Source organism: Streptomyces sp. NBC_00859 (assembly GCF_045161865.1).
Lineage (GTDB): Bacteria > Actinomycetota > Actinomycetes > Streptomycetales > Streptomycetaceae > Streptomyces.
The window spans coordinates 4,285,179-4,301,833 of sequence record NZ_CP108826.1 but is presented as its reverse complement, the minus strand read 5'-3'; the positions used below and the strand labels follow the sequence as shown (position 1 = coordinate 4,301,833).

Genomic DNA, 16,655 nt, shown 5'->3' with positions numbered 1-16,655 from the left:
TCCACGGACGCCACCCGCTCCACCCGCTCCACAGCAGTGACGGTGACCGGCCCGGCGCACTTCTCCGGGCCGGCCCACCACCCCCATCCGGTGCACCGCCGCCAGGGGAGCCACCGCTCCCCCACACAGACCGGAAAGACCATGGCTACCACCACACGAATAGACACCCCTCCACCGGAACCCCCCCTCCACAGCCCGTCCGGCCCCTCCACCGGCCGTCTGGGCGACCGGGTCTTCATGGGCCTCACCAGAGGCTCGGGCGTCCTGCTCCTCGTGGTGATGGCAGCGATCGCGGGGTTCCTCACCTACCGCGCCTCCATCGCCATCTCGAAGGACCACGGCAACTTCTTCACGACGTTCGACTGGCTGCCCTCGCAGACACCGCCGGTCTTCGGTATCGCGGTCCTGCTCGTCGGCACCGTCATCAGTTCGGTGATCGCGATGGTCATCGCCGTCCCGGTCGCCGTCGGCATCGCACTCTTCATCTCGCACTACGCGCCGCGCAGGCTCGCCACTCCGCTCTCCTACGTGGTGGACCTGCTGGCCGCGGTGCCGAGCATCATCTACGGCATCTGGGGCGCCCTGATCCTGGTGCCCCACCTCGGCGGACTGAACGTCTGGCTCGACCAGTACTTCGGCTGGACGTACCTCTTCGACCAGACGCAGCCCGGCGTCGCCCGGAACATGCTGACCGTCGGCATCCTGCTGGCGATCATGATCCTGCCGATCGTCACCAGCGTCAGCCGGGAAGTCTTCCTCCAGGTCCCGCGGATGAACGAGGAAGCGGCGCTCGCCCTGGGCGCCACCCGCTGGGAGGTCGTCCGGCTGTCCGTGCTGCCCTTCGGGCGCTCCGGCATCATCTCGGCCTCGATGCTGGGCCTGGGCCGCGCGCTCGGCGAGACGATGGCCGTCGCCACGGTCCTCTCGCCCAGCTACGTGATGTCGCTGCATCTGCTCAACCCGGGCGGCGGCACGTTCGCCCAGAACATCGCGGCGAAGTTCGACGAGGCCAACCCGCTCGGGCGTGACGCCCTGATCGCGTCCGGCCTGGTCCTCTTCGTCCTCACCCTGCTCGTGAACGGCGCGGCCCGGCTCATCATCGCCCGCCGCAAGGAGTACTCGGGGGCCAACGCATGAGCGACACCGTCATGGAGACCGGGCAGGAGCAGACCCCGCGCGTGGTCGGAGCCGGGAGCCTCAGCGGGCGCAGCCTCCCCCGCTGGGCGCCGGCCGGCTTCGCCGCCGCCGCGGTCGTGATCGGCGTGGGCACGGGACTCGCCGCCGGCCTCAGCAGCAGGGTCCAGTGGGGCCTGATCGCCGTCGCCGCCTTCCTCGCGCTCTCCTACGTCACCACCGCGGCGGTCGAGAACAAGCGCCAGGCCAAGGACCGCCTCGCCACCAGCATCATCTGGGTCTGCTTCATCCTGGCCGTCATCCCGCTCTTCTCGCTGCTCTGGACCACCGTCGGCCACGGCGTGAAGGACCTCAGCGTCAACTTCCTCACCCACTCGATGGTCGGCGTCCTCTCGTCCGATCAGGGCGGCGGCGTCTACCACGCGCTGATCGGCACCCTGGAGCAGGTCGGTATCGCCACCGTGATCGCCGTCCCGGTCGGCCTGCTGACCGCCGTCTACCTGGTCGAGTACGGCAAGGGCTCGCTGGCCAGGGCCGTGACCTTCTTCGTCGACGTCATGACCGGCATCCCGTCCATCGTCGCCGGCCTCTTCATCCTGTCGATCATGCTGATGACCGGCATCGAGCCGTCGGGCCTGATGGGCGCGCTCGCGCTGACGATCCTGATGATGCCCGTCGTGGTCCGGTCCACCGAGGAGATGCTCAAGCTCGTCCCGAACGAGCTGCGCGAGGCCGCGCTGGCCCTCGGCGTACCGAAGTGGCGCATGATCCTCAAGGTCGTCCTGCCGACCGCGATCGGCGGTATCACCACGGGTGTGATGCTGGCCATTGCGCGCATCGCGGGCGAGACCGCGCCGATCATGCTGCTGGTGTTCGGCAGCCAGATGATCAACACGAACCCCTTCAAGGACGGCCAGTCCTCCCTGCCGTACTACATCTTCGAGCAGTACAAGCTCGGCGAGCCGCCCGCGATCGACCGGGCCTGGGCAGCGGCACTGGTGCTGATCGCCTTCGTCATGATCCTGAACCTCGTCGCCCGCGGCATCGCCCGCTGGAAGGCCCCGAAGACCGGCCGCTGAGGCCGAGAGAAGAAGCTGATTTCCATGGCCAAGCGAATCGACATCAGCGGCCTGACCGCCTACTACAGCTCCCACAAGGCCATCGAGGACATCTCGATGACCGTGGAACCCCGCTCGGTGACCGCCTTCATCGGCCCGTCCGGCTGCGGCAAGTCGACCTTCCTGCGCACCCTGAACCGGATGCACGAGGTCACCCCCGGCGGCCGCGTCGAGGGCAAGGTGATGCTGGACGACGAGAACCTGTACGGGACCCACGTCGACCCGGTGGCCGTACGCCGCACGGTCGGGATGGTCTTCCAGCGCCCGAATCCCTTCCCGACGATGTCGATCTTCGACAACGTCGCGGCGGGCCTGCGCCTGAACGGCTCGTACAAGAAGAGCGAGCTGACCGACATCGTCGAGAAGTCGCTCCGGGGCGCCAACCTCTGGAACGAGGTCAAGGACCGTCTGAACAAGCCGGGATCCGGGCTCTCCGGCGGCCAGCAGCAGCGGCTCTGCATCGCCCGAGCCATCGCGGTCGAACCGCAGGTCCTGCTGATGGACGAGCCGTGCTCCGCACTCGACCCGATATCCACCCTCGCCATCGAGGACCTGGTCGGCAAGCTCAAGGAGCGCTTCACGATCGTCATCGTGACGCACAACATGCAGCAGGCGGCGCGCGTCTCGGACCGCACGGCCTTCTTCAACCTCTCGGCGGTCGGCAAGCCGGGCCGGCTCATCGAGATCGACGAGACGGAACGGATCTTCTCGAACCCGTCCGTCCAGGCGACCGAGGACTACATCTCGGGGCGCTTCGGATAGACGACACGGCTTGCGGTGCTGCATGGCGGTGCCACCGCAAGGCAGAAAAGGGCCCGCCCCCTTGGATTCAGGGGGCGGGCCCACTTCCGTACGGCCGTCGGCCGCACACGAGGTCAGAAGATCAGCACGATGATCCAGTAGCTGAGGGCCGCGACGACAGCGGCCGCCGGCATGGTGATGAACCAGCCGAGCACGATGTTCTTGGCCACGCCCCAGCGCACCGCGCGCGGGCGCTTGGTGGCGCCCACACCCATGATCGCCGAGGTGATGACGTGGGTGGTCGAGATGGGCGCCTGGAAGAGGTACGACGAGCCGAACATGATCGCCGCGCCGGTGGTCTCCGCAGCGAAACCCTGCGGCGGGTCCAGCTCGATGATCTTCCGGCCGAGGGTCCGCATGATGCGCCAGCCGCCCGCGTACGTACCCAGCGAGAGCATCAGCGCACAGACGAGCTTGACCCAGACGGGGATCGCGTCGTTGAAGGTCTCGTGACCCGAGATGACCAGGGCCATCATGACCACACCCATGGTCTTCTGCGCGTCCTGGAGACCGTGGCCGAGCGCCATGCCCGCGGCGGAGACCGTCTGGGCGATACGGAATCCCCGCTTCGCCTTGTGCGGGTTGGACTTACGGAACAACCACAGGATCGCGACCATCACCAGATAGCCGACGACCAGGCCGACGACGGGCGACAGGAACATCGGGATGACGATCTTCTCGACCACCCCGCTCCAGTGCACCATCGTTCCGCCTGCCAGCGCCGCGCCGACCAGTCCGCCGAACAGGGCATGCGAGGACGACGACGGCAGACCGAAGTACCAGGTGATCAGGTTCCAGACGATCGCGCCGACGAGCGCGGCGAAGAGGATACCCATCCCCTTCTGCCCCACCGGTGTGGCGATCAGGCCTTCACTGACGGTCTTGGCGACCCCGCTGCCCAGGAAGGCGCCCGCGAGGTTCATCACAGCGGCCATGGCCAGAGCCGCACGCGGCGTCAGCGCCCGGGTGGACACCGATGTCGCGATGGCATTGGCGGAGTCGTGGAAGCCATTCGTGTAGGTGAATCCGAGCGCGACAGCAATGGTCACGATCAGAGTGAAGGTGTCCACGAGGTTCAGGACTCCTTGACCGCGATGGTCTCCACCGTGTTGGCGACGTGCTCGAACGCGTCGGCCGCCTCTTCCAGCACATCCACGATCTGCTTGAGCTTCAGGACCTCCATGGCGTCGTACTTGCCATTGAAGAGATGGGCGAGCAGCTTGCGGTGGATCTGGTCGGCCTGGTTCTCCAGACGGTTGACCTCGATCCAGTACTCGGTGAGGTTGTTCATGGTCCGCAGACTCGGCATGGCCTCAGCGGTCAGTACGGCCGCCCTGGCCAGGACCTCGATCTGCTGCTCGACGCCCTTGGGCAGCTCCTCGACCTGGTACAGCACGACAAGGTCGACGGCCTCCTCCATGAAGTCCATGATGTCGTCGAGACACGATGCGAGGTTGTAGATGTCCTCGCGGTCGAACGGCGTGATGAAGGAGGAGTTGAGCTGGTGGAAGATCGCGTGAGTCGCGTCGTCCCCCGCGTGCTCCGCTGCCCGCATCCGCTCCGCGATCTCGACCCGGCCGGATGCGTCCGCGCCGAGCAGTTCCATGAGGAGCTTCGAGCCCGTGACGATGTTGTCCGCGGATGCGGCGAACATGTCGTAGAAGCTCGTCTCCCTGGGGGTCAGACGAAAGCGCACGTGGGGTCCTCGGGGCTCTGGATTCGGTCAGGCTGATGCTAGGCGCATCATCCGGCCACGGCTAACCGGCATTCTTCAGTGTCGCCCATGGGGCACAGTGATCAGCACGGGGCCCGCCCCGATTTTCGGAAGGATCGGTACTATATACCCACGAGGGGTATCAAGACCTTTCTGGACAGCCGGTCACCACCATTCACAACGGTTCCACAACGGGAGGACGCGATGACAACCACCGAGGCGGCGGGCGCGCCCGACCGCACAGGCCAGGAGCCGGGCGCCGAGCCCGTCGTGCACGGCTACCACAAGCAGAAGGACGAACACCTCAAGCGGCTGCGCCGGATCGAGGGCCAGATCCGGGGACTCCAGCGCCTCGTCGACGAGGACGTCTACTGCATCGACATACTCACCCAGGTCTCGGCCTCGACCAAGGCCCTCCAGTCCTTCGCGCTCCAGCTCCTGGAGGAGCACCTGCGGCACTGCGTGGCGGACGCCGCGGTCCGCGGCGGCGCGGAGATCGACGCGAAGGTCGAGGAAGCCACCAAGGCCATCGCCCGGCTGCTGCGCACCTGAGAGCACCGCGGCCGGCCGATGGCTGAAAAGCGTCGCCGGTGTCCGGCCGGACTGCGCACTGCGCACCCGGCAGGAGCGCTCAGCGTTCGCGGTCCGGACACGCGGGGTGCGGCGCCAGCGGCCGCACCAGGAGCACCTCGTCGATACGGCCCTGGCTGAGCCGCTCATCCAACGAGGCGGCGGCCGCGATCATCAGCTCTCCGCACAGTTCGATCTCGACGAGGGCGACGCGGTCCTGAACGGTCAGTACTCCGACCACGGCCATCACCCCTTTCTGAGCTGCCTTCCCAGCGTAGGGAAGCGCATACGCCCCGCGCATGGCACGGACGGACCATTTCCCACTGGTTCCTGCTGGTTACTGCGCCTGGTCGCTTCGCCGCTCGCCGCTCCGCCCGGCCGCCCCCGCTACTCGACGGTCCCGGCGTAGATCTCATGGCCGGGCGGCAGCGACACCGTCACCGGCGACCCGAAGTCGTACAGCAGGATCGTCGACGCCACCTGGACGGTGTGCCCCTTGTTGGCGAAGCTGAACGTCTCGCTCACCTTGCGCAGCCGCCCCTGACCATCGAAGTAGGCGTCGAAGGGCACATCGGGTCCGGCGAACCCCTTCGCCGCCGCGGCCAGCACGGACCTCGCCTGCGGCGCCGCGTTCCGGGCGGCCACCGAGAGGTCGGCAGTGCCCTTGTAATGCCGCACCCGGGTGCCGGCCAGCTCGTCCGCCCCGGCGTACACCACCCCGCGCGCCCCGCTCAGCAGCTCGGCCGCGACCAGCGGATCGGTCGCGCCGTTGGTCACCAGATTGCCGTCCGGGAGCTTCGCGGGCTCGACCCGGACCCACTGCCCCTTGGGCACGTTGGCGCCCCGGTTCTTCATGTACAGCGCGGTGGGCGTCAGGAGTTCGGTGATCGGCGGATGCTCCTCGGCCCCGGCGGCGTCCGGGGGCAGGACGACCCGGAGCCGGCCGCTCCGCCGTACGAAGTCGAAGCCGCCGGTACCCCGGATGGTCACCCGCGTCCCGCCCGTCGCCATCGTCATGGACGTACTGGCCTTCGAACTCCCCGCGCCCGCCAGGACATGCGCGGCCTGCCGCACCGTGTCGGGGCCGCCGTTCCGGTCATCGGCCGACGCCCCGGCCCGTGCCGTACAGCCGCCGGCCCCCACCACCCCCGCCAGAGCGAACGCGGCACCGGCCAGCGCCCCGGCCCTGCCTCTGTACTGCCGCACCATCGCCTGCCAACCCCCAACGCCTGGCCAGTCATCGTCCGTGCCCGCCCGCTTCGCATAACGACTCCCGTCGAGGGCCGTCACGCCCCAGTACCGTGGACGGGTGCGCGACGACGACCCCCACCGGAACGCCAGGCACCACGCCACCACGACCTCCGAGCGCGGCTCCTTCTGCACCGCCGGCTGTGTCTGCGGCTGGAAGGGACCGGCCCGCCGCTCACGCGAACGCGCCCGTGCGGACGCGGCGGAGCACACGGCCGCGGGCTGACCGGACCCGGCGCGCGGGAACGGGCGGGCGGTAAAACGCGGCGGCCCGTCAGGGAACCCCCACGCCCCGGTGGCTCGTCTCACGCGTGGAGGTCCACACATGCAACGCCGCACCCTGCTCACCGCCGTACCCGTTCTGGCCACCGCCGCCGCCTGCCGCAGCAACGGCAGTTCGGACAATTCCGACAGTACCGACCAGAAGCCGCCGGGCTCCGCCACCGGTTCCCCGACCGGTCCCGCCGGCGGGACCGCGACCACCGGCCGGTCCGGCACCGGCACCAGGGCCGCGGCCGACTGGACCGCCCTGGCCCACGGCCTCGACGGCAAACTCGTCCGCCCCGGCGACGCCGACTACGCGACGGCCCGTCAGCTCTACAACACCCGGTACGACGGCCTGAAGCCCGCAGCTGTCGCGTACATCGCGGGCGACGACGACATCCGCGAGTGCCTCGCCTACGCGCGCGCCCACCACATACCCGTCTCCATACGCAACGGCGGCCACTCCTACGCCGGGTGGTCGTCGGGCAACGGCCGGCTCGTCATCGACGTGTCGAAGCTCTCGCACGTATCCGCCGACGGCACCATCGGCGCGGGCGCCAAACTGGTCGACGTCTACGAAACCCTCGGCAGGAGCTCCCGCGCCATCCCCGGCGGCTCCTGCCCCACGGTCGGGATCTCCGGGCTGACCCTCGGAGGCGGTCACGGAGTCGCGTCCCGTGCGTACGGCCTGACCTGTGACAGCCTCACCTCCGTCACCCTGATCACGGCCGACGGCAAGCGCCTGACGGCCGGCGCGAAGGAGAACAAGGACCTGTTCTGGGCGCTGCGCGGCGCGGGCAACGGCAACTTCGGCGTCGTCACCGGCATGACCTTCCGTACACATGCCGCACCGCAGACCGTTTCGGCCTATATGTCCTGGCCCTGGTCGAAGGCGCACGCGGTCATCGACGCCTGGCAGAAGTGGGGCCCCGAACAGGCCGACGAGATCTGGTCGTCGGCCCACCTGGAAGCCGCGTCGGGCGGAGGCACCCCGAGCGTGTCCGTCGCGGCGTTCTCGCTGGGCACGTACGGAGACCTCCAGAACGCGGTCGACCGGCTCGCCGACAAGGTGGGCGCCCCGGCGCATTCCGTCTCGCTGCGCAGGCGCGGCTACGAGGACGCGATGCTCGTCTACGCGGGCTGCGCGAGCGTCAGCGAGGACCAGTGCCATCTGCCCGGCCCGACCCCCGGCCGCAGGAGTATCGGAACGCTCCAGCGCGAAACGTACGCCGCGGCATCGGACTTCTACGACCGGACGCTCTCCGCGGCCGGCATCAGCTCGCTGCTGTCCAGGACGCAGGCCTTCACTGCCCTGAGCGCCGCCAAGGGCAGCGGCTCGGTCGCGCTCACCGCGCTGGGCGGTGCCATCAACCGGGTCTCGCCTTCGGCCACCGCTTTCGTGCACCGGCGCTCACGGGTACTGGCCCAGTACATCGCGTCCTGGCAGCCCGGTACCGCGGGCACGGCCCAGCAGGCCTGGCTCAAGGACACCCACCGGGCGATGGGCCCGTACGCGTCGGGCGGCGCCTACCAGAACTACATCGACCCGAAGCTGACGGACTGGCGGACGGCGTACTACGGGGCGGGGGCACCGAAGCTGGCCGCGCTGAAGAAGCAGTACGACCCGCAGCGGCTGTTCGACTTCCCCCAGGCACTCTGACCGGCCCCAGCGCACGGCGGCGGCGGCGAACGTCCACCCCGGACGAACGCCTCAGGCGCGCGCCTCAGGTCCGCGCCCCGGACCGCCGCAGCCGAGACGGCTGGGCGTTCCGGCACACCGCACCCGGCGCGTCGGCCGACCGCCCTTGAGCTGCCGTCGCCCCCGGCCAGAGCGGGCGACGGTACGGAACAGTCCGGATCGGGGTAAACGCGCAGGCCGGGGGCAGGAGCCAGCAAGCAGTACGCACCCCGCGCGAAGTCACGGGGTGGGCACGGGCCCGCACCACGCACCACGCACCACGCACCACGCACCACGCACCACGCACCACGCACCACGCACCACGCACCACGCACCACGCACCACGCACCACGCACCAGACAGACGTACCCCGCCACCCGCAGGAGTGCCAGGACGGCCACCGGTGCCAACTCGGGCCTCAGGACCACCACCAGTACCGGCCCCACACCGGACGACAGAGAGGTACGCATGGGCAGGGAGCGACGGACCGTGCCGGAGCCCGGCGAGAGCCCCGCGCTGCCGTTGATGCCCCGCCCCGGCCGCCGCGCACCGTACTCCCCGGCGGAACCGGACGTCTGGTCGCGAGGAGGCGCGGCACTGCGCCGCACGCCGCTCTCCATGTGGAACGACGACGTGTCCGACTGGGCCGCCGCCCTCACCTACTACTCGATCCTCGCGCTGGTACCCGCTCTCCTGGTCACCATTTCGGTCATCGGCCTGGTCGCCCCCGCGACGACCGACGAGCTCATCGCCGACGTCAGCGCCTGGGCCCCCGCCGAGTCCGGTGCCGCGCTGCACCAGGCGCTCAACCACGTGGCGGGGCAGCGCTCCGCCGCCCTGACCGTCCTGATCGGCGGCGCCTTCAGCGCCCTGTGGTCCGCCTCCAGCTACCTCGCGGTCTTCCGGCGCGCCCTGCACTCCATGTACGCGATCAAGGACGAACGTCCCGCCCTGCGCAAGGCACACCGCATCCTGCTGACGGCCGTGGCCCTGCTCGGACTGCTGGCGGTGAGCGCGCTCGTCCTGGTCCTCAGCGGCTCCCTGGCCACCTCACTGGGGCACGCACTGGGCCTCGGCAACGCGGGGGCCGATGTCTGGAACCTGCTCAAGTGGCCGGCGCTGCTCTGCTGCGTGGCCCTGCTCGTGCTGCTGCTCTTCCGTTCCGGCCCGCCCGTGGCGCGGGCCGCCCACCGCGGGCTGCCCGGCGGCGTACTCGCGGCGCTGCTCTGGCTGATGGCGTCGGCGGGCTTCACGGTCTACGCAGCGGGATTCGGTACCTACAGCAAGCTGTACGGATCGCTGGCGGGCGTCGTCGTGTTCCTGGTCTGGCTCTGGGTGTCCAACCTGGCCCTGCTCGCCGGAGCCCAGTTCAACGCGGAACTGACCCGGGGCGCACGCGAATCCCCCAGCGACCCGGACCCGACCCATCCGGACCTGACCCATCCGAGCCTGCCCCATCCGGGCGCAGCAAAATCGAGCCCGTCCGGCGATTGATGGCCGGGGTCCTGGGCAGAGCCCGACGCCCGCAGCCCGCAGCCCGACGCTCCGTCACGCAGCCAGATCGTTCCGCCCGGACTCCGACCGCGCCTCAGGAATATCCATCGCGGCGGCCGCCACCATCCGTACCCGCCGCGAACGCACCAGCACCCGCCCGCGCTCGGAACGCGCGACAGCCCGCACCACAGGCGTCAGCAGCGCCATCGCGAGCGGCGAGAGCAGCAGCGCCACTGCCGTGCCCAGCGCGAACCCGCCCACCACATCGGTCGGATAGTGCACACCCATGAAGACCCGGCAGAACCCCTCGGCCAGCGCGAGCCCGATCGCGGCGAGCCCGAACTTCCGGTGCGCGACGAAGAGTCCGGCCGCGATCGCCATCGTCAGCGTCGCGTGATCGCTCACGAAGGAGAAGTCGGTCTTGCCCTTGACGAGGACATCGATCCCCTGGTGTTCGACGAACGGCCGTGCCCGCCCGACGAATCCCCGGATCGGGACGTTCACCAGGACCGCGATGCCGGCGGCCAGCGGCGCCCAGACGATCCCGGCGAAGGCCGTCACGGCCGACTCGGTGTCCGGCCGCTTGCGCACACTCCACCAGCACCCCAGCACCAGCAGCACCACCGCGAGCAGAATCCCGTACTCGCCGATGAACTCCATGGCCCGGTCCGCCCAGCCGGGGGCCGACTTCGCGATGCCGTTGATGTCGTAGAGCAGCCGGACATCAGGGTTCGACCCATCACTTGCGAGCCCAGCCATTCGCTGCCCCTTGCCTTCGCTCCACTGTGCGGCTTGCGTCCCTGCAAGCCGCCGTACCAACCCCCGCGGTCAGTGCGCACTCTTGTCGGTCTCCCGGACAAGGGAACGCCCGGCGCACCCACGTCGTTCCGCTCTCTACCGAAAGATCACCAGGACGTTATCGAAGAGTGACTCATCGTCGCAGCTCAGAGGAGCCGGAGTCACAGTGGGTTCAAGCCAGGCGACGGACCGTCTCAGGCTTTCTAGGCGTTATGGGGGAGCGCTTTCGCGCCATCCTTGGTGACGCGCGTGGCCCCGAAGTAGTCCGGCGAGTCGATCTTGTCGAACCGGATCACCGACCCCGTGTACGGCGCGTCGATCATGTAACCGCCGCCCACGTACAGCCCCACGTGGTGGATGGCACGGGAGTTGGAGAGGTCGTTCGAGAAGAACACCAGGTCCCCCGGCAGCAGCTCGTCGCGCGACGGGTGCGCCCCGGCGTTGTACTGGTCGTTGGCCACGCGCGGCAGCGTGATCCCGACGCTGTGGTACGCGGCCTGAGTGAGCCCCGAACAGTCGAAACGCCCGCCCTGCCCCGCCGTGCCGGTCCCGCCCCAGAGATACGGCGTGCCGAGCTTCTGCTGCGCGTAGTAGATGGCCGCGGCGGCCTGCTGCGAGGGCGCCACCCCGTTGACCGGCCTGGCGAAACTCTTCTCCAGGGTGCGGATGACCTTCACGTAGTTCTGGGTTTCCCGGTAGGGGGGAACACCACCGTGCTGGATGACCGCGTACGAACCCGCGTTGTACGCGGCAAGCATGTTGTCGCTCTGGTCGCCCGGGACATTCTTGACGTATTTGGCCAGCTCGCAGTCGTAGGAGGCTGCTGACGGAATCGCGTCGGCCGGGTCCCACACATCCTTCTTGCCGTCGCCGTTCCCGTCGACCCCGTGGGTCGCCCAGGTGCCTGGGATGAACTGGGCGATGCCCTGGGCATGGGCGTTGCTGGAGATCTTCGGATTCCAGCCGCTCTCCTGGTACAACTGCGCAGCCAGCATCGCCGGGTTGAGAGCCGGGCAGAGGTCGCCCCACTTCTGCACCAGGGACTGGTAGGCGGCAGGCACGGCTCCCTTGGCCAGCCCTACTGACCCCTGGGTGGCCCCTCCGAGCCCAGCAGCCGCCGAGTACGTGCCGACAACCAGCAACCCCACGAAGCACGCACAGGACCCGACACCGACCCCTCCTACGATCCACGCTTTGCGCACGCCTCAACCCTCCAGAATCTGGGCAAGCTCAATTTACTTCGCCTGGAACCCTGAACACATGACGCTGGCGTACTCATGGGGAGTTTCGACGTGCTGGAAGAGCACCGTCCAGTCACCCGGGTCGTTCGTGATGGCAATGGCGGGGCTTGTGTGGTTCTCGAAATGGCTGGTGAAGTCATCGGGATAGGTCAGATAGTGCCAGTCCGATGCGTTGCCGGTGTTGATGTCCACAGGCTTGCTCGCGTACCCGGGGGAGAGATTCTGCTGTGTCAGGCCGGCGATGGGCTTGCCTGTATCGGAGTCGATCTCGTGGGGCGGCTTGACACTGACCGACACGTAGTAAGGCGTGTGAGCCGTGGGGTACTCATTGCGCCAGCCGATCCGCACCTTGCCCCTCAGTATCCGCTTGGCCGGGTCTCCGGTGCCTTCCCCCACGCTCGTCATGAACCCGTCCATCACTCGCTCTTCAGCCGGGAGATTGCACTTCCCACCCGGGGTGGTGTGCCCCCAGAAGTCGCGGGAGATCTTGTTCATGTCGATGTACTGGGGCGTCCCGCCCGGGGTCTCGGCCACCGGCGGGGTTGCGGGTCTGCTCTTGTTCGAGACCTTCGGAGAGGGGGGATGGGAAGCGGTATCCCCCTTGTCCGGCACCAGTTGGACGGCGACCACAGACCCCACGGCCAGCGCCAGCCCCACCGCACCAGCCACGAGCCACGGCCTTCCACGCCGCGTGGGCGCCGGCGCCACCAGCTCCGTCGGGGTGTATCCGGAAGCTAAGGCAAGGCGGGCGGGCGAGGTCACGGTAGGCAGCCCGTAAGGCCCGGGAAACGGCTCCACCGGAGGAGTGAGCAACGGCGGGACCGTCGTACCCAGCTCCGCCAGAGCCCGGTAGAACGGGCCTTCCACCAGCGGAGTCCGGACCGCGCACCGCGCAAGGATCTCCACGAGCGAAGGGCGGGCCGCCGGATCCTTCGCCACGCACCCCCCGATCAGCCCGGCCAGCCCCGGCTCGACACCCGCCAGATCGATCTGCTCGTGGACGGTCCGGTAACCGATCGCCGCCGGCTGACCGCCGCCGAACGGCGCCCGGCCGGTTGCCGTGTACGCCATCGTCGCGCCCAGGGCGAAAATGTCGGCCTCGGGGCCCACCTGATTGCTCATCAGCACCTCGGGCGCAGTGAAGCCAGGCGTGCCGGGGGCCAGTCCGGTCGCGGTCAGCGCCGTATCCCCCGCCCCACGCGCGATCCCGAAGTCGATCAGCAGTGGTCCCCGCCCGGACAGGATGATGTTCTGCGGCTTGAGGTCCCGGTGCGTCACGTTGAACGCGTGCACCGTGGCCAGCCCCTCGGCGAGCGCCGCGAAGACACCCCTGCAGATCGCAGCCGGAAAGGCCTGCCGCTCCCGTACCGCATGGGCCAGCGTCGGGCCATCCGCGTACTCGGTGGCCAGCCAGTACGGCGGCCTGTCGAGCGAGGCGTCGACCAGGTTCGCGACGTACGCGCTCCGAACTTCCCGCGCGGTCCCGACCTCCCGCCGGAAACGGCTCAGCGCCTCCGGATGGTCGACGATCTCGTCGCGGACGACCTTGATCGCAACCAGCCGCCCCCCGGGTGAACGCCCCAGATAGACCTGCCCCATCCCGCCCGCCCCGAGCCGGGCAAGAAGTGCGTGCGCACCGATGTATGCGGGGTCCTGGGACCGGAGGGCTTCCACTGGCCCAACTGTTTCAGTGTGGCTCAGTACGTTCAAGAGGTAACCCACAGTTCCAGGGGAGCGCTTCCGGATCCGGCGATCCCGTCTTCCTCCGCGAGACCATCGGCTCGGAGAACGTCGTCATCACCACCCGGAAGAAGCGGAACGCATCCGTCCTCGGCGTTCGGGCCCGAAAGTCCGATCACTTCGCCGAGCCCGACGGCCGGGGGACGTCGGCCCGGCCGCGTCCTGCGCCGGGCGGCCCGATCGGCGGAGTACTGGCGCCGAACGTCCGGATCCCCCAGCTGTAAGACCTCCCCGGCGCCCGTGGACGCGAGGTCGCCCGCCGGATTCAAGGCCGCCGGGTGCTGCCCACGAGAGAATCCGCGAGCCGGTCGGCGGCCTCGTCGTTCAACGGTGCGTGTCCGAGCAGGAAGCGATACCAGAAAACCCCGTAGACCTGATCCACCATCAAGTCGAGGTCCGGGTCGGCTCGCAGTTCCCCCCGCTCCAGGCCACGAGTGAGGACCTTGCGGAGAAGGACACGACGCTCTTCGGTGAACGTCTTCACCAACTGAGCGAGTTCGGGGTCCGTGCCGGCCTCGCGGACCAGAGCGAGCAGGACCGGAGCGGTCTCCGGGTGCCGGCTGCCCGCGAACACGGCGGCGATGAACGCGTGTAGGACGTTGCCCGCGCCATCCACATGTTCGCCCTCAGCGGGTTCGTCACCGGCGTAGTACTGGATTGCACGGGCGGCGCGAATCTGCCGACGGGCCGCTGACCGCCACCCCACGCCCATCAAGGGCCCGTGGACGTCACAACCGCCCCGTCACCGCCCGTCGTCCGCCAGCTTCTTGAAGGTGTACACGCCGCCGCGCTCGGCCGGTACGGACGTGCACTCCACCAGCTGCCGCCGGCCGCCCGTACGGCCATGACTCCGGCCGGGCCGCTGGTACTCGATGACGTACCTCCCGTGCAGCACCACATGCCCCTCCGGGGCCAGGGTGCAGGTGATCGTCGTACGGGTCTCGGTGCCGCTCGTCGCCGCCGCGGCCGGGGGGCCGGACGCGACGCTGTCCGCGGCGGGGCCCGCCGCCGCGCCCGCCTGGGTGCCGGGACCCGAGCCGGGCTCGGGCGCGGTCCGGACCGTGATGCCACTGACCTGCGTACCGACACCTGCGCCGCCGCCCAGCCGGCCACCCGGAGCGGGACGGACGAGTGCGCCGACGAATCCGCCGCCGGGGACCACCGCGGCGAAGGCACCGTCCCACGACCAGCCGGAGTCGACGTCGTACGACAGGTCGGCCGGGTTCGTCAGGTTCAGGTCGACCTGGATCGCGGGGCCGGGAGCCGACCGCACCACGGATCCCACGGCCGGCGCATCCGTCGCGAAGGCCAGGACCACCTGCCCCAGCGGGTAGACGACGTCCTGCCCCTGCCCTGCCAGCGGAAGCGCACAGATCGGCGTCACCGGGCCGCCGCCCGGCGCGGGTTGCGCCAGACCGCAGGTGAACGGCGTCGCGGTCGTGTCCGAGAAGGTGATCGCCCCGGGCGTACCGCCGACGACGAGGGCGCCCCGGGCGGCGGGGCCGACATCGAGGGTCTGCCCCGGCGAGACCCGGGTGAAGTCCGCGTCGCGCGGCGCCACGACGGCCGACGCGTCACCCGTGGTGGCGTAGGCGTAGTACTGCTCCGTCCACGCCAGTTCGGTCCGGGTCGAGTAGGAGCCGGTGGAGTGCCACAGGACGGGCAGCCCACCGGCGCTCTCCTCGCTCTGCACCGCCTTGAACATCAGCAGCCGGTAGCCGGCCCCGGACAGCTGGTCCACGGTCTCGGCTGGCATGTTGACCCGGACCGCGTACGGCACACCGGGAGCGGCGATCCGGTGCGCTCCGCCGCGCACGGGCCGGGCGGACGCGTGACCGTCCAACCCTCCCAGCAGAGCAGGGGCCAGGGCGGCGGCTCCCGCCACCGCGCCACCCGCGGACACCTGCCTCAGAAAGGTGCGCCGGGACTGATCAGCCATGGGATGTCCTCCGAGTCTCGCGGTGGCAGAGCCGCCGGACCGGTCAGAGGTGGCAGCCCCGGGCACCTCAGCACACCCCGGTGCGGTGCAGGGCGAGGCACACGGCCGGGCCCCGGCGCCTGCACCCGCACGGCCGAAGGACTGGCGCCCGGCGGCCTCCGCCGCCCCGGCCACCCGGCCCGGTGTTCGACTCGAAGCCCGCCCCGGCCGCCGGCAGCAAACCGTATGAGCCCGTTCCCCTCGCAGCGGCGTCATTGCCCGGCGTCACCCCCCGTGATACACAGAGTAACCATGCGTGTTCGACCGAACACGAGTCCGCGCCGCAGGTCAGAGCAGCACGTTCGGACAAATGTGCGGGATGTGGGTAAAGAGAGCCGCCGGGTTACACACGGGGGCTGTTTCATCAGCGAAGATAGGGCGTGACCCGCGCACTGGAGTGCGGGCACGAACTACCCGATAGGGGCGGTGAGTTACATGAACCTGGCAGCCGACAAGGGCGACATCAGCACCATCATCGGCGGAATCGCCCCCAACTGGGGGCCGTTCGGCAGCCTCGGCAACGAGGCGCGGATCATGGTGGAGGTCGTGATGGCGGTCGCCATCCTGCTCTGCCTCGGCATCGCGATCTGGGGTGCGGCCAAGCAGCGAATCGGCGCCACCGCACTCCGGGACACCTTCAGCGCGGAACAGGGCAAGGGCCTGATCGTGGCGGGCCTCACCGGCGTCTTCATCATCGGTTCACTGGGCACGGTCTTCACCATCGTGTACGGGATGGCCGTCTGACCCGCACCAGCTGACCCGCCGTCCCCGGGCGTGCCCGGCCCACCCAGAGGTTGCGCATCCCTGATGTCGAGTCACCACAGCCCGCCCGCGCGGGAACCAGCACAGTTACCGTCGTACTGCACGACACGGCAAA

At 69.5% G+C, this 16,655-nt stretch carries 17 protein-coding genes; 8 read left to right on the top strand and 9 right to left on the bottom strand.

All coding sequences use genetic code 11. The features are described 5' to 3' along the window. Window positions 1-141 precede the first annotated feature (141 nt). From pstC to pstB, 3 genes are read left to right on the top strand one after another with little or no spacing between them, the layout of a single operon-like run. Window positions 142-1,137 carry a phosphate ABC transporter permease subunit PstC gene (gene pstC / locus OG584_RS18500; RefSeq protein WP_405779203.1) on the top strand — a complete coding sequence of 332 codons (996 nt, stop codon included), beginning with the start codon at window positions 142-144 and terminating at the stop codon, window positions 1,135-1,137. Between the two features lie 11 nt (window positions 1,138-1,148). Further along, window positions 1,149-2,213, top strand: coding sequence for a phosphate ABC transporter permease PstA (gene pstA / locus OG584_RS18495; RefSeq protein WP_405784135.1), 1,065 nt, complete (start codon window positions 1,149-1,151; stop codon window positions 2,211-2,213). Window positions 2,214-2,237: 24 nt separating this feature from the next. After that, window positions 2,238-3,014, top strand: coding sequence for a phosphate ABC transporter ATP-binding protein PstB (gene pstB / locus OG584_RS18490; RefSeq protein WP_405779201.1), 777 nt, complete (start codon window positions 2,238-2,240; stop codon window positions 3,012-3,014). A 113-nt stretch (window positions 3,015-3,127) separates the two neighbouring features. Here the strand turns inward: pstB and OG584_RS18485 are convergent, their stop codons facing one another. Next, complete coding sequence (locus OG584_RS18485; RefSeq protein ID WP_405779200.1) at window positions 3,128-4,123, bottom strand: anion permease; 996 nt, start codon at window positions 4,121-4,123, stop codon at window positions 3,128-3,130. 5 nt (window positions 4,124-4,128) lie between these two features. After that, entirely contained in the window at window positions 4,129-4,749 is a 621-nt protein-coding gene (locus tag OG584_RS18480; protein ID WP_164266361.1) for a DUF47 domain-containing protein, read from the bottom strand. A gap of 222 nt (window positions 4,750-4,971) precedes the next feature. On the opposite strand from OG584_RS18480, the gene OG584_RS18475 reads away from it, so the two are divergent. Beyond that, a complete protein-coding gene (locus OG584_RS18475) occupies window positions 4,972-5,319 on the top strand; it encodes a metal-sensitive transcriptional regulator (protein WP_405779198.1) in 348 nt (115 codons plus the stop codon). A 79-nt stretch (window positions 5,320-5,398) separates the two neighbouring features. On the opposite strand, the gene OG584_RS18470 is transcribed toward OG584_RS18475, so the two are convergent. Both OG584_RS18470 and OG584_RS18465 read right to left on the bottom strand, forming a co-directional pair. Next, window positions 5,399-5,584 carry a hypothetical protein gene (locus OG584_RS18470; RefSeq protein ID WP_405779196.1) on the bottom strand — a complete coding sequence of 62 codons (186 nt, stop codon included), beginning with the start codon at window positions 5,582-5,584 and terminating at the stop codon, window positions 5,399-5,401. 140 nt (window positions 5,585-5,724) lie between these two features. Continuing rightward, a complete protein-coding gene (locus tag OG584_RS18465; protein ID WP_405779194.1) occupies window positions 5,725-6,546 on the bottom strand; it encodes a hypothetical protein in 822 nt (273 codons plus the stop codon). 100 nt (window positions 6,547-6,646) lie between these two features. Between OG584_RS18465 and OG584_RS18460 the strand changes: the two genes are divergently transcribed. The 3 genes from OG584_RS18460 to OG584_RS18450 all read left to right on the top strand — a co-directional run bounded on the left by OG584_RS18460 (window position 6,647) and on the right by OG584_RS18450 (window position 10,021). Then, window positions 6,647-6,811, top strand: a complete 165-nt coding sequence (locus OG584_RS18460) for a hypothetical protein (protein WP_405779192.1) — start codon at window positions 6,647-6,649, stop codon at window positions 6,809-6,811. Between the two features lie 99 nt (window positions 6,812-6,910). Beyond that, the gene (locus tag OG584_RS18455; RefSeq protein ID WP_405779190.1) at window positions 6,911-8,509 is read left to right on the top strand and encodes an FAD-binding oxidoreductase; all 1,599 of its coding nucleotides are present in this window, start codon (window positions 6,911-6,913) and stop codon (window positions 8,507-8,509) included. 543 nt (window positions 8,510-9,052) lie between these two features. Further along, window positions 9,053-10,021, top strand: a complete 969-nt coding sequence (locus OG584_RS18450; RefSeq protein WP_405784134.1) for a YihY/virulence factor BrkB family protein — start codon at window positions 9,053-9,055, stop codon at window positions 10,019-10,021. A 54-nt stretch (window positions 10,022-10,075) separates the two neighbouring features. Here the strand turns inward: OG584_RS18450 and OG584_RS18445 are convergent, their stop codons facing one another. From OG584_RS18445 to OG584_RS18425, 5 genes are all read right to left on the bottom strand, one after another. Further along, the gene (locus OG584_RS18445) at window positions 10,076-10,780 is read right to left on the bottom strand and encodes a phosphatase PAP2 family protein (protein WP_405779188.1); all 705 of its coding nucleotides are present in this window, start codon (window positions 10,778-10,780) and stop codon (window positions 10,076-10,078) included. Between the two features lie 242 nt (window positions 10,781-11,022). Further along, the gene (locus tag OG584_RS18440; protein WP_405779186.1) at window positions 11,023-12,021 is read right to left on the bottom strand and encodes an NlpC/P60 family protein; all 999 of its coding nucleotides are present in this window, start codon (window positions 12,019-12,021) and stop codon (window positions 11,023-11,025) included. Window positions 12,022-12,054: 33 nt separating this feature from the next. Beyond that, window positions 12,055-13,734 carry a serine/threonine-protein kinase gene (locus OG584_RS18435; protein ID WP_405779184.1) on the bottom strand — a complete coding sequence of 560 codons (1,680 nt, stop codon included), beginning with the start codon at window positions 13,732-13,734 and terminating at the stop codon, window positions 12,055-12,057. Window positions 13,735-14,065: 331 nt separating this feature from the next. Further along, on the bottom strand, window positions 14,066-14,416 hold the full coding sequence (locus OG584_RS18430; RefSeq protein WP_405779182.1) for a TetR-like C-terminal domain-containing protein: 351 nt from the start codon (window positions 14,414-14,416) through the stop codon (window positions 14,066-14,068). 126 nt (window positions 14,417-14,542) lie between these two features. Next, entirely contained in the window at window positions 14,543-15,739 is a 1,197-nt protein-coding gene (locus OG584_RS18425) for a hypothetical protein (protein WP_405779181.1), read from the bottom strand. Between the two features lie 474 nt (window positions 15,740-16,213). Between OG584_RS18425 and OG584_RS18420 the strand changes: the two genes are divergently transcribed. Then, a complete protein-coding gene (locus OG584_RS18420; RefSeq protein WP_164265700.1) occupies window positions 16,214-16,522 on the top strand; it encodes a hypothetical protein in 309 nt (102 codons plus the stop codon). Window positions 16,523-16,655: the final 133 nt, after the last annotated feature.